This window comes from Cobetia sp. BMC6 (assembly GCF_029991385.1).
Classification (GTDB): Bacteria; Pseudomonadota; Gammaproteobacteria; order Pseudomonadales; family Halomonadaceae; genus Cobetia.
Genome location: NZ_JAKUMF010000003.1, coordinates 376,563 through 397,416 on the forward strand (window position 1 = coordinate 376,563; position 20,854 = coordinate 397,416).

At 60.5% G+C, this 20,854-nt stretch carries 18 protein-coding genes; 6 read left to right on the plus strand and 12 right to left on the minus strand.

Going from position 1 to position 20,854, the window contains the following annotated elements; translation table 11 throughout:
• The first annotated feature begins 181 nt into the window (after nucleotides 1-181).
• The gene (locus tag MKZ40_RS09000) at nucleotides 182-1,438 is read left to right on the plus strand and encodes a dicarboxylate/amino acid:cation symporter (RefSeq protein ID WP_175088739.1); all 1,257 of its coding nucleotides are present in this window, start codon (nucleotides 182-184) and stop codon (nucleotides 1,436-1,438) included.
• A gap of 154 nt (nucleotides 1,439-1,592) precedes the next feature.
• Here MKZ40_RS09000 and MKZ40_RS09005 read toward each other — a convergent pair whose 3' ends face one another.
• The 6 genes from MKZ40_RS09005 to MKZ40_RS09030 all read right to left on the minus strand — a co-directional run bounded on the left by MKZ40_RS09005 (nucleotide 1,593) and on the right by MKZ40_RS09030 (nucleotide 11,087).
• Nucleotides 1,593-3,395, minus strand: a complete 1,803-nt coding sequence (locus MKZ40_RS09005; RefSeq protein WP_282627831.1) for an AMP-binding protein — start codon at nucleotides 3,393-3,395, stop codon at nucleotides 1,593-1,595.
• A 454-nt stretch (nucleotides 3,396-3,849) separates the two neighbouring features.
• Complete coding sequence (locus MKZ40_RS09010; protein WP_175088738.1) at nucleotides 3,850-5,583, minus strand: BCCT family transporter; 1,734 nt, start codon at nucleotides 5,581-5,583, stop codon at nucleotides 3,850-3,852.
• A 500-nt stretch (nucleotides 5,584-6,083) separates the two neighbouring features.
• Nucleotides 6,084-8,111 carry a choline BCCT transporter BetT gene (gene betT, locus MKZ40_RS09015; protein ID WP_175088737.1) on the minus strand — a complete coding sequence of 676 codons (2,028 nt, stop codon included), beginning with the start codon at nucleotides 8,109-8,111 and terminating at the stop codon, nucleotides 6,084-6,086.
• Between the two features lie 252 nt (nucleotides 8,112-8,363).
• Nucleotides 8,364-9,653 (minus strand): ISL3-like element ISPpu12 family transposase, encoded by a 1,290-nt coding sequence (locus MKZ40_RS09020; RefSeq protein WP_004574636.1) that lies wholly within the window; start codon nucleotides 9,651-9,653, stop codon nucleotides 8,364-8,366.
• Nucleotides 9,654-9,674: 21 nt separating this feature from the next.
• Nucleotides 9,675-10,187 carry a signal peptidase II gene (gene lspA, locus MKZ40_RS09025; RefSeq protein ID WP_003821921.1) on the minus strand — a complete coding sequence of 171 codons (513 nt, stop codon included), beginning with the start codon at nucleotides 10,185-10,187 and terminating at the stop codon, nucleotides 9,675-9,677.
• A gap of 3 nt (nucleotides 10,188-10,190) precedes the next feature.
• Nucleotides 10,191-11,087, minus strand: a complete 897-nt coding sequence (locus MKZ40_RS09030; RefSeq protein WP_004364974.1) for a cation transporter — start codon at nucleotides 11,085-11,087, stop codon at nucleotides 10,191-10,193.
• 95 nt (nucleotides 11,088-11,182) lie between these two features.
• Between MKZ40_RS09030 and cadR the strand changes: the two genes are divergently transcribed.
• Together cadR and MKZ40_RS09040 are read left to right on the plus strand one after the other, a co-directional pair.
• Entirely contained in the window at nucleotides 11,183-11,590 is a 408-nt protein-coding gene (gene cadR / locus MKZ40_RS09035) for a Cd(II)/Pb(II)-responsive transcriptional regulator (RefSeq protein ID WP_007148576.1), read from the plus strand.
• A gap of 168 nt (nucleotides 11,591-11,758) precedes the next feature.
• The gene (locus MKZ40_RS09040; RefSeq protein WP_217485805.1) at nucleotides 11,759-12,316 is read left to right on the plus strand and encodes a hypothetical protein; all 558 of its coding nucleotides are present in this window, start codon (nucleotides 11,759-11,761) and stop codon (nucleotides 12,314-12,316) included.
• A gap of 193 nt (nucleotides 12,317-12,509) precedes the next feature.
• Here MKZ40_RS09040 and smrA read toward each other — a convergent pair whose 3' ends face one another.
• The 6 genes from smrA to MKZ40_RS09070 all read right to left on the minus strand — a co-directional run bounded on the left by smrA (nucleotide 12,510) and on the right by MKZ40_RS09070 (nucleotide 19,003).
• The gene (gene smrA, locus MKZ40_RS09045; RefSeq protein ID WP_254627006.1) at nucleotides 12,510-13,151 is read right to left on the minus strand and encodes a DNA endonuclease SmrA; all 642 of its coding nucleotides are present in this window, start codon (nucleotides 13,149-13,151) and stop codon (nucleotides 12,510-12,512) included.
• Nucleotides 13,152-13,306: 155 nt separating this feature from the next.
• Complete coding sequence (locus tag MKZ40_RS09050; RefSeq protein WP_217485804.1) at nucleotides 13,307-14,383, minus strand: extracellular solute-binding protein; 1,077 nt, start codon at nucleotides 14,381-14,383, stop codon at nucleotides 13,307-13,309.
• 1 nt (nucleotide 14,384) lies between these two features.
• The gene (potC, locus tag MKZ40_RS09055; RefSeq protein WP_043333579.1) at nucleotides 14,385-15,167 is read right to left on the minus strand and encodes a spermidine/putrescine ABC transporter permease PotC; all 783 of its coding nucleotides are present in this window, start codon (nucleotides 15,165-15,167) and stop codon (nucleotides 14,385-14,387) included.
• On the minus strand, nucleotides 15,164-16,045 hold the full coding sequence (potB, locus tag MKZ40_RS09060) for a spermidine/putrescine ABC transporter permease PotB (RefSeq protein WP_175088736.1): 882 nt from the start codon (nucleotides 16,043-16,045) through the stop codon (nucleotides 15,164-15,166). The genes potC and potB overlap by 4 nt, the downstream gene beginning before the upstream one ends.
• Nucleotides 16,042-17,175 carry a spermidine/putrescine ABC transporter ATP-binding protein PotA gene (potA, locus tag MKZ40_RS09065; protein WP_153635742.1) on the minus strand — a complete coding sequence of 378 codons (1,134 nt, stop codon included), beginning with the start codon at nucleotides 17,173-17,175 and terminating at the stop codon, nucleotides 16,042-16,044. The genes potB and potA overlap by 4 nt, the downstream gene beginning before the upstream one ends.
• Nucleotides 17,176-17,719: 544 nt before the next feature.
• Entirely contained in the window at nucleotides 17,720-19,003 is a 1,284-nt protein-coding gene (locus tag MKZ40_RS09070) for a YihY family inner membrane protein (protein WP_175088735.1), read from the minus strand.
• A 105-nt stretch (nucleotides 19,004-19,108) separates the two neighbouring features.
• Between MKZ40_RS09070 and MKZ40_RS09075 the strand changes: the two genes are divergently transcribed.
• The 3 genes from MKZ40_RS09075 to MKZ40_RS09085 all read left to right on the plus strand — a co-directional run bounded on the left by MKZ40_RS09075 (nucleotide 19,109) and on the right by MKZ40_RS09085 (nucleotide 20,585).
• Nucleotides 19,109-19,468 (plus strand): arsenate reductase family protein, encoded by a 360-nt coding sequence (locus tag MKZ40_RS09075; protein WP_043333573.1) that lies wholly within the window; start codon nucleotides 19,109-19,111, stop codon nucleotides 19,466-19,468.
• Between the two features lie 76 nt (nucleotides 19,469-19,544).
• Nucleotides 19,545-20,177, plus strand: a complete 633-nt coding sequence (gene wrbA / locus MKZ40_RS09080) for an NAD(P)H:quinone oxidoreductase (protein ID WP_043333572.1) — start codon at nucleotides 19,545-19,547, stop codon at nucleotides 20,175-20,177.
• A complete protein-coding gene (locus MKZ40_RS09085) occupies nucleotides 20,178-20,585 on the plus strand; it encodes a DUF2069 domain-containing protein (RefSeq protein WP_153635739.1) in 408 nt (135 codons plus the stop codon). It begins immediately after the preceding gene.
• Nucleotides 20,586-20,854: the final 269 nt, after the last annotated feature.

Here is a 20,854-nt window from a genome sequence, read left to right on the forward strand (position 1 = left end):
GTAAGAACGCTTTTTTGCGACTAAAGGTGCAGAGGGTGAGTGAAGGCTGACTGTTAATCTTCCCGCACCAAAAAAGTGCTTAATGCAGTGCGCAATCGTGACAAGGCATCGAGACGACAGACTCGGGCGCGCCCTGAGCATCATCAGCGATGATCATCGCTAGACACCTAAGGACAGTTCCATGAGTGATTCCTCTCGCCCTAACCTGTGGCGCCGTTTGCCGTTGTGGCAGAAGATCCTGGGCGGCCTCGCCCTGGGGATACTCGCTGGCGCCCTGATGGGAGAAAGCGCCAGCATGTTCAAGCCGCTGGGCGATATCTTCATCAATGCGATCAAGATGCTGATCGTGCCGTTGGTCTTCAGCACCCTGGTGGTCGGTATCACCTCGATGCGTGACCCGCAGAAGATGGGCCGCATCGGCGGCAAGACCATCGCCCTCTACCTGCTGACGACCGCCTTCGCGATCGCCATCGGCATGCTGGCCTCCAGCATCTTCCAGCCGGGTGCCGGCTTCGAGTTCAACTTCGACAAGGCGATGGAAACCAAGGATGCGCCTTCGCTGGTGCAGATTCTGGTCGACCTGGTGCCGAGCAACCCGATCGATGCGCTGGCCAACGGCAACATCATGCAGATCATCGTCTTCGCCATCGGGATCGGCATCTCACTGATCATGATCGGCGACAAGGGCGAGCCGGTAGTGCGCGTCTTCGATAGCTTCGCTGAAGTGATGTACAAGCTGACCGAGTTCGTGATGGCCTTCGCGCCGTTCGGTGTCTTCGGCCTGATGGCGCATGTCTCCGGCAACTACGGCCTGGATGTGCTGCTGCCGCTGGCCAAGGTGATCGGCGTGGCCTACCTGGCGAGTATCGTGCACGTGCTGGTGGTCTACTCCGGCCTGCTGGCGACGCTGGGCAAGCTGAACCCGGTGCGCTATCTGCGCGGTATCGTCGATGCACTGGTCGTGGCTTTCTCCTCGGCCTCAAGCTCCGGTACCCTGCCGATCTCCATCCGCTGCGCCCAGAAGAACCTCGGCGTATCAGAAGGCGTCTCCGGCTTCGTGCTGCCGGTCGGTGCGACCATCAACATGGATGGCACCGCCATCTACCAGGGCGTGGTGGCACTGTTCATCGCCCAGATGACCGGCATCGAGCTGTCGATGATGGATTACGGCATGATCGTGCTGACCGGCACGCTGGCCTCCATCGGCACCGCCGGTGTACCGGGCGCCGGCCTGATCATGCTCTCCATCGTATTGAGCCAGGTAGGCCTGCCGCTGGAAGCCATCGCGGTGATCGCCGGCATCGACCGTATCCTCGACATGGCACGTACTACCGTGAATGTCGCGGGCGATCTGATGGTCACTACCCTGGTCGGCAAGTCCGAGAACGAGCTGGATCTCGAGATCTACAACGCGCCCCAGCACAAGAAGGACGCCTGACGGCAGGCTCAGGCGCTCGCACCAGCGCCTGGCCTTGCAATACGTATCGTAAACACGAACCCCCCGCTCAATGAGCGGGGCGTTCGTGTTTCAAGGGCTGTGTTTAAGCTCCGTGTTTCAGGCTGTCACCAACAGGGAGAAATCAACGGCAAGGTCAGGCAGATTCCGGCGGCGAGTCGCGCAGTTCACGTCTGAGCACCTTGCCGACGTTGGTCTTGGGCAACTCGTCGATGAAGACCACCTGACGCGGCACCTTGTAGCTGGCCAGTTCCTTGCGCGACCAGTCTCGCAGCGCATCCGCCTCGAGATCTGCACCGTCCTTGAGCACGACATACAACTTGATTGCCTCCCCACTGCGCTCATCCACCACGGAGACGGCAGCAGCCTCGAGCACATCCGGGTGACGCACGATGACGTCCTCGACCTCATTGGGATACACGTTGAACCCGGAGACGATGATCATGTCCTTCTTGCGATCGACGATGCGCATATAGCCATCGTCCTGGAAAACCGCGATATCACCGGTGCGCAGGAAGCCATCGGCAGTGAAGCTGTCTTTCGTCGCCTGCTCACGCTGCCAATACCCCTTCATCACCTGCGGCCCCTTCACGCACAGCTCGCCCGGCTCCCCCATCGCGACCAGCGCGCCTTCATCGTCATACAGACGCACCTCGGTGGAGGGCATCGGCCGACCGATGGTGCCGAGCTGTATGGCATCCAGCGGATTGAACGACACGATCGGCGAGGTCTCGGTCATGCCGTAGCCCTCGGAGATATCACTGCCAGTGACCCGCTTCCATTCTTCTGCTGCCTTGCGCGTCAGCGCCACGCCTCCTGAGGTGGTGATCTTTAGCTTCGAGAAGTCCAGGGCCTGGAAGCCGGGGTTGTTGCACAGCGCCACGAACAGCGTATTGAGACCGACGAACATCGTGAAGTCGTGCTTTTGCAGCGTCTTGACGAAGCCCGGGATATCGCGCGGATTGGGAATCAACAGGGTGTGATTGCCTTCACTGAGCATGCACGCCAGATGAATGGTGAAAGCGTAGATGTGATAGAGCGGCAACGGCGCCACCAGCGTCTCATGACCGGGATTCAAGCCCTGTGTGAGGGCCATCTTGCCTTGCAGCATGTTGGCGAGCAGGTTGCGGTGAGTCAGCATCGCGCCCTTGGCGACCCCGGTGGTGCCGCCGGTGTACTGCAGCACAGCGATATCATCGAGTGCCAGTGTCGGCCGTTCCCAGCGCTCGGCCTTGCCCTGCGAGATGGCCGTGCGCAGCGGAATGGCGTCAGGCAGGTGGTAACTCGGCACCAGTTTCTTGACGTGCTTGACCACGGTATTGATCAACAGCCGCTTGAAGGCCGAATGCATGTCGCCCAATTCACAGACCAGCACATACTCGAGGCCTGTGCGCTCCCGCACGCGTTCGACCTTGTCCGCCATGTTGGCCAGCACCACCAATGCCCGCGCGCCGGAATCATTGAACTGATGTTCCATCTCACGTTCGGTATACAGCGGATTGGTATTCACCAGCACCAGGCCTGCCCGCAGCACGGCGAAGGCCACCACCGGAAACATCAGTGTATTGGGCAGCTGGATGGCGACCCGATCGCCCGGTTTCAGGTCGGTCTCATGCTGGAACCAGTCCGCCAGCTGGCGACTGGTGGCATCCAGCTCCGCAAACGACATGGTGCGGTCCATGCAGGTAAAGGCCGGACGCTCGCCATGCGCCGAGCAGGCCTTCTCCAGCATGTCCATCAGCGAATCGTAGCCGCTGAAGTCTACCTCCTGAGAAGACCGCAGGCACGACATGCCGCTCATGTCGTCTGGCGCTGGCTGTGCTCTCGAAGCGTCGGGCGAAACATCTGCCACGTGGGAGGCTTCTGTCGTGGAGTCGAGAGTGGAATCGGGAGTGGACTTGCCTGACTCATCGGGTCGAGCCGCTAGGGGATCATGCATGGCGTTGCTCCTTGATCAGTACGTGGGGCGCTCGGCGTCACTGCCCCCGTCACCTTGTTGTTGTAGGACGTTGTTGCAAGACGTCGTCATGAGACTAGATCGTAAGACGTCGTGATGAGATACGTGGTGAGGCGCTGCTGGGGCTCCGTCGGGTGAGTGTCAGTCTATGGGGGCCCTCACTGTCGACAGCATAGCCGCAAACCGATGCTGCGCGCCGTTGGCGGAATCGATGGACCTGCCAGCATTGGAACATACGTACGTTTGATATTGCCTTGCGACCTTGGTGACATGCGCAGGCCTGCTCCGATGCAGAAAAATCGCTGTCGTTAACCGCCTTCTCACTCGAAAGCGAGAATCAACGAGGCCCCTGCCCAGGGGCAGAGGCCTCATGTCTTGCACACCGGACGCCTACGTCAGGCACATACGTCTGGCGCGTAGTCAGGAACATGGCAACTCACGATAGGTCGCGGACCTCGTTCTCGATCATCTTGCGGATATGCTCCTCGTTCTCGATCATCGTTTCGCCGTCCTCACGCAGCGATTTCAACAGCCCGATCATCATGGCGATCAGCACGAAGGTGAACGGCAAGGCACCGGCGATCGAGGCAGCCTGCAGAGACTTGAGCGCCTGATCGCCCCCCAGCAACAGCAGGATCAAGGTCACGGCGCCCAGCATCATGCCCCAGATGATGCGTTGCTGAACTGGGGGGCGACGACCGAAGGCCAGCAGGCGCCCCAGCACCAGGGTGCCGGAATCCGCAGACGTGACGAAGAAGATGATCACCACGACCAGCGCTGCCACCTTGGCCACGGTCGCGGCGATGCCGGGAGTGAGCACCTCGAACGAGTGGTAGAGGGTGCCGGCGTAGTCCCAGTTGGTGACCGCAGCCGTATAGATGCCCATGTCGGCCCCATACAGGGACTGATGGATGCCCGCCGAGCCGATGACGCCGAACCAGACCAGCGCCACGATGGAGGGGATGACCATCACCCCGAGAATGAATTCCCGGATGGTCCGGCCGCGCGAGATACGGGCAATGAACATGCCGACGAAACCGGCCCAGGCGATCCACCAGCCCCAGTAGAAGATGGTCCAGCCGCCCTGCCACACTTGCTCGTCCGGCGTGCGCGCCGTCCACAGTGTCATCGAGACGCCATCGGTGAGGTAATCGCCAAGCGCGGTGATGGAGCTCGCGATCAGATAGTTGGCGTCGCTCACCAGCAGGAAGTAGGCAAGAATGCCGAGGCAGACCCAGGTATTGAAGGTGGAAAGCAGCTTGATGCCACGTGCCACGCCGCTGGTCGCTGACAGGGTAGCGATGACGCTGATCAGCACGATGGAGACCACGGTCACCATGCGAGACTTCTCTTCGATGAGACCCAGTGACATCAGGCCGGAGCCGATCTGCTCGACGCCCAGACCCAGCGTGGTGGCGATGCCGAAAATGGTACCGAACACGGTCAGGATATCGACGGTGTGCCCGATGGGCCCGTAGATCCGGTTGCCGATCAGCGGGTAGAGGGCCGAGCGCATCGAAAGCGGCAGGCCCTTGCGGAAGGCGAAATAGGCCAATGACAGCCCGACGATGGCGTACATGGCCCAGGCGATCGTGCCCCAGTGGAAGACGGTGAGCTTGATACCCCCGGCGGCCGCTTCCGCGACGCGGCTGTCAGGCACCGGGAAGCCTTCGTCGCCCGGCATGAGACCACTCGCCAGGGCGGCCTGCTTGGCCTCGAAGAAGGCGGCGACGGCCGCCTTGACGTCAGCACTCAGAAACGGATTGCCGCCGCTCCAGTCACTCGCGAAATGGATCATGGGCTCGGACATCGAGAAGAACAGCATGCCCGCGCCGGTCCCGCAGCCGAACAGCATCGAGAACCAGGCAAAATTGCTGAACTCGGGCCGTTCATCGTCACGCCCCAGTCGAATCTTGCCGACACGCGAACACATCACGTAAAGACAGACCACGAAGGTCGAGAACATCACCAGCACGTAGTACCAGCCCAGGGTGCTCTCTATCCAGGACTTGATGCCCAGAAACTGATCACTGGCCGTCTTTCCCAGCAGAATCGCGTAGAGAATGAAGAACACGGTCATGGTGATCGCGGTGATTCCGAGCGTCGAGTTGAGCCCCTTCAGGACACCTCGCTGCTCGATGAGTGCATCCAGTTCCTTTCCTTTCAACATGTTCCTACCTCGTGACAGGTTTTTATTGTCATGTTTCATGATGCCGCTGACGTCGTTCGTGACATTGGTACCGTCGTTCATGACAGCGGTTACGTCGTTCATGACTGCGGATGCCGAGACTCAAGGAACCTCAGTCGTCATGGGGCCATTGCGGGCAGATCGCGTTCACCTTCGGTCAGTCATGGGCGGGAACCCTGGCAGGCGACTACACCGCGGCATGTCATCAGGCCCCTGCCGATAGGCGATTTTGTGGGAAGAATCCATGCTAGAGCCCCCCTGCTTGCGAGACAAATAAGATCTCGACGTCGCCTGGATAAGCAGAGCTAATGACTGAGCCGAGAAATAGAGGCCTCCCATTCCTGCGTCTTTCGACAGAGGCAATGTCCAGGCCGGTTCTCGCAAGGAGCCTCATCCAGACAGGCAAAAGCCCCTGGCGGATTTCTCCACAAGGGGCTTCTGTATCATGACGACGCGTGAAGCGTCACTGACTGCCCGTCAGGTCATTGACCGATGGACTGGCTCAGACGCAGCTGGTGCAGGTAATGCATATGACGCTCGTACTGCTCGAGCAGATCATTGATGACCTGGTCCTTGCTGTAGCCCATCAGGTCATAGGACTGACCGCCTTCCTTGAGGAAGACTTCGGCACGACAGTAATCCTCTTCATCGCCCTCGTCTTCCTGATCCAGATTGAGGTCCGGACGCAAGTGGGAGCGAATGCGTACGCCATAGATGAAGTCGTCTTCCTCACCGTGGCGCGCATTGAAGTAGACCCGGTCACGGCTAGTGGTGACTTCGACCTCCAGCCCCTGGCCGCGCAGTTCTTCAGCCAGCTCCTGCATGCCTTCCACGACAGTGCCGCGCAGGAAGCCACGTACCATGGCCCGCGTCGGAAAGCTCATCAGGTGCTGGGCGCGCTTGCGCCAGTTGCCCTTCTCGCCCATCGGCGTCGCGGCTGCGGTATTGACCGACAGGGAGCGGCGCTTGACGGACTCGAGATTGAGCTGACGCAGCAGCCCGAAGATCGCGGCCAGCAGGATCATGCCAAACGGCAAGGCGGTGGCGATGGTGGCTGTCTGCAGCGCCCCCAGACCACCGGCCAGCATCAGCACGACAGCCAGAAGACCCACCGCGAAGGCCCAGTAGATACGCTGCCAGGTCGGGGTGTCTTCACGACCACCGGAGGCCAGCATGTCAACCACCATCGAGCCGGAGTCCGCCGAGGTGACGAAGAACACGATGACCATCACCAGCGCGATCATCGAGGTGATGGACGACAGCGGAAGCTGCTCGAGGAAGGTGAACAGGGCCAGCGAATAGTTGTCGTTGACGGTATCGACCAGCGCCGTGACGTTCTGTTCCAGAATCATCGAGATGGCGGTGTTGCCGAAGATGGTCATCCACAAGAGGGTGAAACCGGCCGGTACGAACAGCACGCCGATCACGAATTCCCGGATGGTACGGCCGCGCGAGACACGCGCGATGAACATGCCGACGAACGGAGACCAGGACATCCACCAACCCCAGTAGAGCAGCGTCCAGCCACCGATCCAGTCATTGGGTTCGTAGGCGTAGAGCTCGAAGGTCTTGCCGACGATATCGGCCATGTAGAAGCCGGAATTCTGGACGAACGCCTTGAGCAGGAAGGCGGTCGGGCCGAGCAGCAGCACGAACAGCAACAGCACCACGGCCAAGCCGAGGTTGATCTCGGACAGGATACGGATGCCCTTGTCCAGGCCGGTCACGACCGAGATGGTGGCAAGGCCGGTGATCACGACGATGATCGCGACCTGGGTCCAGTCATTGTTCGGCATGCCGGTTAGGTGCGAGAGCCCGGCATTGACCTGTGCCACGCCGTAGCCCAGCGTGGTGGCGACACCACAGACAGTGCCGACGATGGCGAAGATGTCCACCGCATGGCCGATCGGGCCGTAGATGCGCTTGCCGATCAGGGGATACAAGGCACTGCGCAGCGTCAGCGGCAGGTCATGGCGATAGCTGAAGTAGGCCAGAATCAGCGCGACAATGGCGTAGATCGACCAGGCATGCAGCCCCCAGTGGAAGAAGGTCAGCTTCATCGCTTCACGTGCGGTCTCGACCTGCTCCGGGGTGCCCGTCGGTGGATTGAGGAAGTGCATCACCGGCTCGGCAACGCCGAAGAACATCAGACCGATGCCCATACCCGCCGAGAACAGCATCGCGAACCAGGTGACATTGCTGTAGTCCGGCAGTGAGTGGTCCGGACCCAGTCGAATCTCGCCATGACGAGAGAAGCCGACATACACCACCGAGATCAGCACGATCGCCACACACAGGATGTAGAACCAGCTCACGGTGTTGGTGATCCAATGCTGGACCGATTCAAACACCGACATGGCCGTGTCCGAGAACACCGCGGTGAAGATCACCAATAACAGGATGATGGCATTCGCGCCGAAGAAGACCGGCGGGTTGACCTTGGCAAACAAGCCGGCGCGCGGCTCGGCACTGGCAGCTTCGCCACCGCCCGCTGCAGGGGTATTGCGCATGGAGATTTCCTTGTGAGTGTCCGGGAGAGACGCCGCGAGCTGTCTCGGCGCTCTGCTGGCAAACAACACTATAATGAAAAAACATGATCAGATTGCGCGCGGATAATATCACCTAATGCCTACATGACCAATGTCTTGTCCAACTACCGTCCAACTTTCTGGCAAGCACATGGCGCAGGATGTCATTTGTTTTCGGGTATACGGATTTAATGGTTGATGGGGCACCTTCACCCCATCAATCTGATACCACCCTCAGATGGTTGATAGATCGACTCCGTAGTTGAGTTCCTCTGCGAAGTCCGGCAGTCCGTAACCGATGGTTTTCTTGTAGAAAGGAGAGACCTTCGCAGTCGGTGCCTTCTTCTTGTGCTTCGTGGTGTAGAGCATTCGTGCCCGCATCACCTCGAAGGAGTAACCGCGCCCTTCACGGTTCTTGTCCTTGGCCAGTCGGTTGATGGACTCCGTGTAAGCGTTGGTGACGGGCATGTCCGTCTCGAAGTAGGTCATGGTCTCTTCGCGCCAGTTTCCCACTGCCCTGACCAGATCGCTCCAGACTTCCTTTTGGCCCTTCGGGATGGTGGCTATCCACTCGTCCAGGGCGGCTTCTGCCTGGAGCCGTGTGGTGGCGTCCCAGATGCCGTAGAAGCGCTCCTTGTGCTCGTAGGCGGCCAGCAGTTGCGGGAACGCGCCTGTCCAGGTCTCCATGATGAGGCGCTCCCGGTCTGAGACTTCGTGAGCGCGTTTCAGCAGGATTTTCCGGTCTCCCTTGAGAGTCCGGCTCTGGGACGGTTTCAGCTCCTTTCTGAGGCCCTTGCGCACTCTCTCTAGGGCATCGTTGGCCATGCGCACCACATGGAACTTATCGACCACGATACGGGCCTGGGGCAGCACAGCCTTGACCGCTGCCCGGTAGGGGTTCCACATGTCCATGCTGACGATCTCGACCTTCTGCCGGTCTTTCAGCTTCATCAGGTAGTTGGTCACCACGTCCTGGCGGCGGGTGGCCAGCAGGTCGAGCAGGGTTCGCTCCTCAATGTTGGTCAGAATGCAGCGGTAGCGCTTGTTCAGGTATAGCTCGTCAATGCCCAGGATGCGGGGCGTCTCGAAGCGGTGCCAGCGCCCCAGGAACTCGGCGCGGGCGTTGAAGATGTCGCGCACCGTCTTCTCGTCCAGGCCGGTCTGTGCCGCCACAAAGGTGTAGGGGTGGTTGAAGGATTCCTTCTCCACGTACTCATGCAGCCGCAGTGTCATACGGAATCCGTCCACCATCTCCGGTAGCTGGGGCCTGAATGTTGTCTTGCAGGCCCGGCAGGTGTATCGGCGGCGGACCACCCAGAGAGTGACCCGCTTGCCGTGGATGGGCAGATCACGATAGGGAACGTCACGCTTGCCGAACCGTACGAACTCACCCTGCACGCCGCATTCCTCGCAGGCGATGGGATCGGGCACGTCCACCTGGAAGTGCATTTCGTCGTCGGTTGATTTGCAGCCCAGTACTTGGTATTGCGGCAGGTGAAGGATGTTGTCGGGAAGTTCGGTCATGATGTTGTATAGGCGTAGGTGTCAGTCAGATCCATCCGACTCGGCATTGGTGTTTGCTTTTTTACCCAACAAGCTGCTGGAAACGAAAAGTAAGGCACCGAGGACAATTGCAATATCAGCCAGGTTGAAGGCCGGCCAATGCCAGTCTCGCCAATAGAAATCAAAGGAATCCACAACATAGCCGCGAAAGACCCGGTCAATCAGGTTGCCCATGGCGCCACCGAGGATAAGACTGTAAGCGATGGCTTCTCCTTTATGACGATTTTCAAGGATCAGCTTGATCAGAAAAATCGAGACCACTACCGCGATTCCGATAAAAAAGTAGCGCTGCCAGCCTCCACCATTCGCAAAAAGACTGAATGCGGCACCGGTGTTCCATAGGTGCACCCAGTTAAAGAACGGGGTCACCGAAACATACTCGCCATAGGCCATTGATTGCTGCACCAGCCACTTTACAGCCTGATCAGACGCTGCCAGCAGGCCCGATATGGACAATAGGGCATACGGCGAGAGCTTTTTGCCAATAATGAGCATTATTTAACCCTTCAACGCCAAAATGCGTCTGGCACCGTTAAGTACAATGCCCCCCGCGATGGTGCCGATAATCAGATCCGGATAATTGGAACCGGTCCACGCGACCAGGGCGCCGGCGGTGATGACCCCCAGGTTGATCACCACGTCGTTGGCCGAGAATATCCAGCTTGCCTTCATGTGCGCCCCGCCTTCCCGATGTTTGGATATGAGCAGCAGACAACTGGTATTGGCAATCAATGCGACGAATGCGATAGCCATCATCACCAGCGATTCAGGCTCACTACCGAATACAAAGCGTCTCACCACCTCTACGAGCACGCCCACAGCCAAGATCAGTTGCAGTACACCAGCAAGATGCGCGGCACGTACCTGCATTTTCACGCTATGTCCAACCGCATAAAGGGCAAGCCCGTACACCGCCGCATCGGCAAAATTGTCCAGGGATTCTCCAATCAGGCCGGTGGACCGGGCGATCAGACCGGCAGTCATTTCCACCACGAACAGAAGTGCATTGATGCCGAGCAACCAGCGCAGGGTCCCGGATTCTTGCTTAGCAGAAGCTGCCGAAAACTCGGCGGCCTTGATGGTCTCCGGATTTGCAGCGACGGTTTCCTGAAGCGAGGCGCCTAGCCCCAAGGTCTTCAGTTTCGAGGTGACGGGCTCGACCTCGCCGTCATGCACGACCTTCAGCCGGCGGTTCGACAAGTCGAAGGACAGCGCCCGAATCTCCTCAAAGCCGTTCAGGGCTAGGCGAATCATTCGTTCTTCTGATGGACAGTCCATCTTCGGCACGGCATAAACACTGACCCATCTCCCTGGCGCCTCGGAGGAGGCCTGTATATCGGTATCCGCTGCGGACGTTGCATCACCGCCACAGGCGCCACCACAGGATTTGCTCATGATACGACTCCACTTGAACAATGTTGTGGTACCATTTAAAACTATAAAGCTACTATAAGGTCAATAGAGTAAAGAATCCGTTGGGGAGGAGGCTGATGCGCATTGGTCAGTTGGCGCAGTTGGTAGGGGTCGAAACACAGACGATCCGCTTCTATGAACAGCAGGGCTTGTTGCCGCCGCCTGATCGGCAGGACAACGGTTACCGTGTCTATACCGAGAAGCATGGTGAGGGGCTGGCCTTCATCCGTCGCTGCAGAATCCTGGGCCTGTCACTGGCTGAGATTCACGAACTACAGAGCTATCAGGACGACCCTCATCAGCCTTGTACCGCCGTCAACACCTTGCTCGATGATCACATCTCTCATGTGCGGTCGCAGATAACCGCTCTGCAAGCGCTTGAGAAACAACTCGTTTCACTGAGAGCGAGTTGCAACGATGACCGGGAAGTTGAGGCGTGTGGGGTTCTTGCTGGAATTAGCGAAGGAAACATGCACCAGCAGTAGGTGAAGCATCAACCAGATAATCCGATGAGATGCCGGTCTGTCTCACTCTCATGCAAAGGTAAGATCAACCATTTAATCCGCTTACCCTTGTTTTCTTGATGCTTGCACGCTGGCACCCAACGCCATCGGCACACTCAAAAGCCATGCTGGTCACATAGGAGTATACGCATGAGTCGCAACCATCATTCCGGCAAGGGCCCCTTGCGCGCGCTCGCGCTGTCTCTCGCTCTGTTGAGTGCCCTGCCGACCACGTCCGCCATGGCGGGCCCGGGGCATGGCCGCTTCGACGGGCCGGGCTACATAGGCCCCGACATCGTGATCCGGCATGGTGAGCCCGGTCGTCTGATTCGCTGGGCTCCGGGTGGCCCGGGGTACGGTCATGGTCTGCCCGCAGGGGCGCGCGGTGTCTGGGTGGGCGCTACGCTGTATTACCTGGCGGCGGGCACCTATTACCTGTGGGAAGAGAGTCAACAGCAATACCTGCCCGTCCAGGCCCCCGCTCAGGCGACACTCACGGCCGCGGCGGTCGATGTCATCGCCTACCCCACCAAGGGCCAGAGCGAAGACCAGCAAGCGCGTGATCGCTATGAGTGCCATCGCTGGGCCAATCAGCAAAGTGGCGCCGAAGCCAATTCCGCGGCGCCGCCCGTGACCGCCAGCAACGCAGACACCTATCGCCGCGCGCTGAGTGCCTGCTTCACCGGTCGCGGTTACAGCGTGCAATAGTCAGCCCGAGGCATGAGGCTTCGCTGGAGTTCATGGCTCTCAGGTCAAGGCTGAGATCCGAGAACTGAAAACCATGAGCATGAAAAAGCCCCGCCAGCTCGCGACAATCGCGGTCTGGCGGGGCTTTCTTGTATCCATTGTCGGCTTTCAGTTGTCTGATTTGGCTGCTTGCGGGGTTTGCGGCTCGTGGCGATCAGCCGCGCCGCTTCTGATGCCGTTCGCGGTTGTTGTCACGCGCTGAGCGGGATTTGCGCAGCATCACCAGCGTCGCCCCCAACCCACCGTGGCGCGGTGTGGCACTGCTCCAGGCCTGCACCTCGGGCATCTGCTCCAGCCAGTGCACCAGGTAGGCACGAATCAAGGCGGCATGCGATTCGCTGTCACGCCCCTTGCCATGAATCACCAGCAGACAGCGCAACTCGCTGCGCCAGGCGTCCTGGATGAAGCGATGCACCTCACGGCGACACTCGATGAGCGGACGACGCATCAGATTGAGTTGCGCCTCGGGTGGGTAACCGCCCTGGCGCAAGCGCTCCAGCACACCGGTCTGGATGCCATCGCGGCGAAACTCGACCGGGTCATGCGGCGAGAGATGCTCCACGTAGCTGTCGGACAGCCCGTCCAGCTCGTTGCCCAAGGTCTTCTGCGCGTCTTCACGCCGTGCCAGCTGAGCCTCGCTGGGGCCCTTGCGGGCCGTGGTGACATCGGCGCGGTCCTTGCCGCGCGTCAGAGGAGCAACGCCTTGCATCTCACGACTGAACAGATCATCCGCCTCGGCACTGCTCAACTCACGGGCATGCGCCGCCGACATCATTGCAGGGGAAAAACGTGACATGGCACCCTCCAGTCTTCACCAGGACGTGTCAATTACGTGGAGCGCGCAGTCAAGGTCGACAAACGACGACGCCCCGAGACAGAGCATGCCTCGGGGCGTCGGTTCAGCTCAAGTCGCTGACGTGATTTCTTGCGTCATCACGATTCAAGCACCGATCAATGCCCGGTCTTGAGCTGCTCCCAGTACTTCTGATAGATAGACAGCGCATCGCCGACATCGGTCTGGAATTCGCCACGGGCGAGATCCAGTTGAGTCGGGAAGACCACCGAATTGTCACGCACTTCCGGGGCCATCATGTTCTTCGCCGCCAGGCTCGGCGTGGTGTAACCCACGTACTCGCTGATTTCCTTGCTGACTTCCGGGCTGATCAGGTAATCGATGAACTGATAGGCCGCATCGACGTGACGCGCGTTGGACGGAATCGCCATGGTGTCCATCCACAGGATGATGCCTTCCTCGGGATAGACATACTCGACCGGCACGCCTTCCTGGTTGGCCTGATAGACCTCACCGTTCCAGATCAGGCCGGCATCGACCTCGCCCTGCATGAAGGGCACGCGCGCCGCATCGGAGTTGAAGGCGCGCACGTTGGGCATCAACTGGGTCAGCTTCTCGTAAGCCGCCTTGATCTCGTCCGGGTCCGTGGTGTTGCCACTGAAGCCGAGGCTTGCCAGCGCGACATGGAAGACTTCGCGCATGTCGTTGGAGAGCAGCAGCTTGTCACGATACTTGTCGTTCCACAGATCGTTCCAGCTGGTCAGCGCGCCCTCTTCGACATAGTCCGGGTTGTAACCGATACCGGCACTGCCCCACATGTAAGGCACGCTGTACTGGTTGCCCTTGTCGAAGTCACGATCGACCAGGTTGGGGTCGAGGTCCTCGAAATGATCGAGCTTGCTGACATCCAGCTTCTGCAGCAGGCCTTCACGCGCCATCTTGTCGATGTAGTAGGTTGACGGGAAGACGAGGTCGTAGCTGTTGTCGCTGTTCAGCAGCTTGAGCTTGGCGTACATCGCTTCGTTGGAATCGAAGGTGGAATAGACGACATCGATACCGGTCTGCTCTTCGAAGCGCTCGATGACCTCATCGGGCATGTACTCGGTCCAGTTGTAGACGTAGAGGACCTTGTCGCTGTCATCCGCAGCCAGTACGGGGGCGGATGTGGCCACGGAAGCCAGGCTGACGGCAGCCATCAGGCCAGCGGCGCGCAGCGGGAAACGGGTACCTTGCATGTTATTTTTTCTCCTTGAGCAACAACTGTGAAATCAACAGCAGACAGAGCGACAGCCCCAACAGCAGGGTTGCCAATGCATTCACTTCAGGTTTGAGCCCCAGTCGCACCATCGAGTAGATCCGCAATGGCAGCACCTCGAACGTCGGGCCGGTGACGAAGGTCGAGATCACCACATCATCCAGCGACAGGGTAAAGCTCAGCAGCCAGCCGGAAGCGATCGCCGGCATCAGCGCCGGTACCAGCACGTGCCAGACGGCGCGGGCTTCACTGGCGCCGAGATCACGCGCCGCTTCCAGCAACTGCGGGTTGATGCCCGTCAGGCGGGAATAGACGGTGATCACCACGAACGGCAGACAGAAGGTGGCGTGCGAGACCAGCAGCGAGAAATAGCCCAGCTGGATCCCCAACGCAATGAATAGCGCCAGGAAGGCGATCGCCATCACGATGTCCGGCATCATCATCACCGTGAACAGCATGCCATTGAGCAGCGGCTTGCCACGAAAGCGATAGCGATAAAGCGCGGTGGCCGTCAGCGTGCCGATCAGGGTCGCCAGCGTCGCCGCCGTCACCCCGAGCCACAGCGTATTGAGCGCAGCCTCCATCAGATTGCCATTGCCCAGCAGCTTGTCGTACCAACGCAGGCTGAAGCCGCCCCATACGAAGGGATTGCGTGAATCATTGAACGAGATGCCGATCAATACCAGGATCGGCACATATAACAGCGTGAAGATCAGCGTCAGATAACAGCGGCTGAACCAACGCAGCGCGGCGCTCGCCTTCATAGGGTCACCTCACGCTTGAAGAGCTTGACGCTGCGGTAATAGGCCAGCAGCAGGAATGCCATCACCAGCGTCAGCATCACGCTGATCGCTGCGCCGAAGGTCCAGTTGTTGGCCTCCAGAAACTGGCCCTTGATGATGTTGCCGATCAGCGGATGGCGTGAGCCGCCCAGCAGGTCCGAGACATAGAACATGCCCATCGCTGGCAGGAACACCAGCAACACGCCCGCGATGATGCCCGGCATGGTCAGTGGCAGCACGATATGTCGGAAGGTGGCCAGGCCATTGGCGCCCAGGTCCCTCGCCGCCTCCAGCGTCGGGCGACTCAATTGCTCGAAGACGGCGTACAGCGGCAGAATCATGAACGGCAGCAGCATGTAGACCAGTCCCACAATCACCGCCTCCTCGGTATACAGCAGGCGCAGCGGCGCATCGATCAGGCCCAGATTCATCAGCAAATCGTTGAGCAGCCCGCGCGTCGCGATCAGCGTGCGCAGGGCGTAGATGCGGATCAGCGAGTTGGTCCAGAACGGAATGATCACCAACAGCAACAGCAAGGGCTGCAGGCGCGGGCTGGCCCGCGAGATCATCCACGCGAAGGGATAGCCGAGCAGCAGACAGATCAGCGTCGTGATCAGGCCGATCCACAGCGAGTGGCCAAAGACGCTCAGGTACACAGGGCTGATCATCTGACCATAGTTGGTCAGAAAGCCCTGCCACAGCGTGCTCAACGACAGCTCACCGCCCAGCAGCTGGCCGGTGTTTTCCGGCATCAGACTGACCAGCACCACCAGCAGCGTCGGGGCCAGCACCAGCACGATCAGCCAGCCCCAGATGATGGTCAGGGTGGCGGTCTTGAAGGGATTGCGCACCAGACTCATGCACCCGCCCCCGTCACGGCCGGCTCATCATCGGGCAGGATGATCTCCCAGTCCGGTACCCAGCTGACGCGCACGCGCTCGCCGAGGCGGTAATCGAAGTCAGGGTCATCCTCGTCGAAGAACTCGCTGGCCAACAACTGCTGACCGCTGTCCAGCTCCAGCACCGTGTCCAGGGTCATGCCCTTGTAGTTGCGCTCGATGACGCGCGCCGGGAAACCTTCGCTGTCCTCGGCGCCCTTGAGTCGCATGTCTTCCGGGCGCAGCAACACCTGCACCGCCTCTCCGCCCTGATAGGTGCGACCATGGCTGCTGAGTTCCAGCGTCTGACCGAGCAGCGTGATCTCGATGCGCCCGGCCGTCGCCGCGGGGCGCACGACCTGCGCCGCCAGCTGGTTGATCTCACCGACGAAGCGCGCCACGAACAGCGTGCTCGGCGATTCATAGACCTCACGCGGCGTACCGATCTGCTCGATACCGCCTTCGCGCATCACCACCACGCGATCGGACATCGACAGCGCCTCTTCCTGATCGTGGGTGACGAACACGAAGGTGATGCCTAGGCGACGCTGCAGGCGCTTGAGCTCGTTCTGCATCTGCTTGCGCAGCTTGTAATCCAGCGCCGAGAGCGGCTCATCGAGCAGCAGGACGCGGGGACGCTTGACCACGGCGCGGGCAATCGCGATGCGCTGCTGCTGCCCGCCGGAGAGCTGGTCCGGGCGGCGGTCCGACAGATGGGCCAGTTGCACCATCTCCAGCGCTTCGCGCACCCGCTCATGAATCTCGGCCTTGGCGACCTTTTCCATGCGCAGCCCGAAGGCCACGTTGTCGTAGAGGTTCATGTGCGGAAACAGCGCATAGCTCTGGAAGACGGTATTGACCGGGCGCTGGTGAGCGGGACGCTCATGCAAGGCCGTCGACTCGAGCGTGATGGTGCCGCTATCCGGCGATTCGAAGCCGGCGATCATTCTCAGCACGGTGGTCTTGCCGCAACCGGACGGGCCCAGCAGCGTGACGAACTCACCATCGTTCAAATCCAGGTCAAGGCTGTCCAACACCTTGCGATCACCAAAGGTCTTGGAAATGCCACGCAGCTTGACCAGCGGGGCCTTCTCAGGAGCAGAGCTTTTCATCGGCGGGTTGTCACCTCCAGCGGGCGTCGCGAACGGCACCCTCATGCATGTCAGGCGCGCCAGGGACTGGCACGCCACATCGTCAATTCCATCGTGCCTGGCCACCGGCTGACTGCCAGCTCTCGCCGCTCGCTTTGGCGCTGGCGCGCAGGTCGCGCAAAGGTCACATCAGACAGCGGAAAGGCGCCGTCGCCAGTCTGGCATGCCAACCTTTCACTTGCGTGTCTGCCCGGCGAGCCGCTGCCAGCTGACCTGTCTCATTCATGCCTCGACCACGCCTCACCCTTACCTCGCTCACTCCTCACCCTGGCTCTCCAGCGTGCAGGCCGAATTGCGGCAAGGCAGGCGAGCGGTTCCGGTTGATGTGCGAGAGACAAAGGAAAAGGCCCGAACAGGTGTCGGGCCTTTTCATTGCCGTCATCGCTTTCGATATCGGGGCATCGGCATCCGCCTCAACCCCCGTCGGGATGAGCAGACGGCACAGGGTGCGCATTCTGCCCATTCGGCTTCAGGCTGTCACCTTGCAATCACGTTCCTGTGCCGCTCAGGAAGTCGCAAGTCGCGGATCTTGCGGGTCTTTTTCCTCCTGAGTCATGGCCTCATCACCCACCTCACCGACACTGGGCAGCACCTCGACCAGACCGCAGGTCATGCGCTCCTTCTCGGCGGCACGCGCACGCGCCAGCGCCTCACGCAGGGGTTCCAGGCGCGGATGCGGCGCTTCGCCCGCCTCGCCGGCCGGCAGTTCCCACGGCAAGGCGTGCGCCATCTCCCACAGCGAGTAATGACTGAGATCACGCCCGAGCACCCATTGGCCATCCTGGGTCTGGCTGGCGATGTTCTCGGCGATCAGCGGCTTGAGCACACGACGGTAACGACTGCCCAGCACTTCCGTGAGTCGATCATCGGACAGCGGCTCACCGCGTTCATGGGCATCCTTGAGCAGCATCACGGCACCGAGGGTCTGCCAGAACGGTGGCCAGCGATGCCAGTCAGCATTGGAGCGCTCGCCCATCCAGGCCGCGACTTCCGCCCCCAGCAGCACGATGCACCAGGACAGGAACACCCACAGCAGGAAGAGCGGAACGGCCGCGAAGGCGCCGTAGATGGCCTGATAGGACGGGAAATGCGTCACGTAGAGCGAGAAGCCCGCCTTGGCCAGCTCCAGCGCCAGCGCCGTGGTCAGCGCGCCGACCGCGGCGTCACGCAGGCGAACCTTGCAGTTGGGCACCGCGGCATAGATGAAGGTGAAGGCCGCAGCGCTCAACAGCGGCGGCAACAGACGCAGCAACAGTGCCTTGCCGCCCAGCATCTCGGCGGCCGAGTCGAAGAAGGACAGCGAGGTCAGAAAGGACGACAGCAGAAAGCCCGAGCCCAGCATCAGCGGCCCCAGCGTCAGGACGGCCCAGTACATCAGGAAGCTCGACAGTCCCTTGCGCCCTTCCGGCACCTGCCAGATGGCATTGAAGGCGCCTTCGATGGTGATCATCATCATCACCGAGGTCACGAACAGGAAGATCAGACCCACCGAGGTCAGATTGCGCGCCTGACCGGAGAACTCGTTGAGATACTCGAGCACCGTGGCGCCGGTCGAGGGCAGAAACTGGGAGAACACCGTGGTCTGCAGTTGATCGCCCACGCCGTCGAAACTCGGAATGACGGCGAACATCGCATAGATGACCGTCATCAAGGGCACGATGGCGAACAGCGTCGTATAGGTCAGTGCCGACGCGGTCTTCTTGCCGTCGTGATAGTTGAAACGTGATACCAGCTTGAGGATGACGCCGATGGCGGGCATGACCCGCGAGATCCCTGGCAGTTGTGGCATTCTTGTGCGCCCCTCTACAATGCGTTCCTGATTCATTCGCCACCGCCGGCCATGGCCAGTAGCGCTTGCGTGAAACCCATCACCTGTCCGGAAACGGAGACAGTCATGTCAATATTGAAACTCTACCATAACCCACGCTGCTCCAAGTCACGGGAAACACTGGCGCTTTTGACCGCGCGCCTCGAGGGCGATGCCTTCGAGACCGTCCGCTACCTGGAAGACCCCCTCGATCGTGAGCAGCTCGAGGCCCTGGCCGCCCGAGTGGAAGGCGGGGCGCGGGCTCTGACCCGCGAGAACGAAGCCGAGTGGAAGGCGCTGGGCCTTGTAGACCCCAGCGATGCGCAACGCCTTGACGCGATTGCCGCAACGCCGAAATTGATGCAGCGGCCGATTCTCGATGATGGCACCCGTGCCGTCATCGGTCGCCCGCCCGAAGATGTGCTGGTGCTGTTGAGCGACGCCTGATCCCCTGATGACAGAGTGTGCTCACGCAAGCCCCGCTTGCCCCTTTCGATAGATTGTCATCCACCTGAGGAAGCTCATGTCCGCAACGACCCCCGACGCGACGCCGTACGTCCTCGTCCTCTATTACTCGCGCCATGGTGCGACCCGCACGCTGGCCGAGCAGATCGCCGCCGGCATCGAGTCCATCAGCGGTGTCGAGGCACGCCTGCGCCGGGTGCCCGAGATCTCGGCCACCTGCGAGCAGACCGAGCCGGAAATCCCCGACAGCGGGGCCATGTACGTCGAGCTGGACGACCTGCGTCACTGTTCGGGCCTCGCGCTGGGCAGTCCGACCCGCTTCGGCAACATGGCGGCGCCGCTCAAGTACTTCCTGGACTCCACCAGCGAGCTGTGGATGAACGGCGCCTTGATCGACAAGCCTGCCACCGCCTTCAGCGCCTCAAGCTCTCTGCATGGCGGTCAGGAAACCACGCTGATCACCATGCTGATCCCGCTGCTGCATCATGGCATGGTGTATGCCGGTGTGCCCTACAGCGCCACCGAGTTGCTCGAGACCACCCAGGGCGGCACGCCCTACGGCACGACCCACGTCAGCGGCAAGCGTGGCGACAACGATGTCGATGACAACGAACAGCGCCTGGCACTGGCGCAAGGCAAGCGTATCGCTCGCCTGGCCCTTGCCATGCAACCTCTCAGGGAGACGAAATAGATGCGCGCCTGGCTTGAACGACTGGAACGTGAGCAGGGCCTCGACACGCTCGAAGCCAAGAGCCGTCGCGGTGTGATCGCAAGTTTTGCGGCCGTCGCCCTGCTGCTGCTGATCGGCGGCATTCAGCTAATGGCGCAGAGCGAGAACAGCGGCCTGCTGCCGCTGTTGATCCGTCTGCTGCCCATCGCACTATTCCTGCCCGCCATCTTCACCCGCCGGGCACGTGGCCATGTCTGGCTGGCCTTCGTCAGCCTGCTCTACATCATGCAGGGCGTGATGCTGGCCGGTGTGCCTGGCCACGCCGTCATCGGCGTTCTGGAAGCACTGGCGGCACTGGGGCTGTTCATTTCCAGCATGGCTTACGCCCGTTTCCGCTCGCGCAACCTCAAGCGTCAGCCGCAGGCCTGATCAAGCCCTGGCCTCTCCATTGCCCGCCCTTCTCGTCGCGCCATAATCGACTAAAATTGGCGGCTAGAATAGCCGACTAAAATAGGCGACTAGAATAGCCGTAAAATAGCCGACTAGAATGGCGGGTATCGGTTTGCGCCCTCCCACGGCGGCTTGCCACTTACCCCGCCGCTACCCACTGCTTTTCCCAGCGTGTCTCCTCAACCATCGCGAGCCGCCCATGCTGTATCGGCTTTGCGAGTTGATTACAGCGAGGCTTTGCCATGATC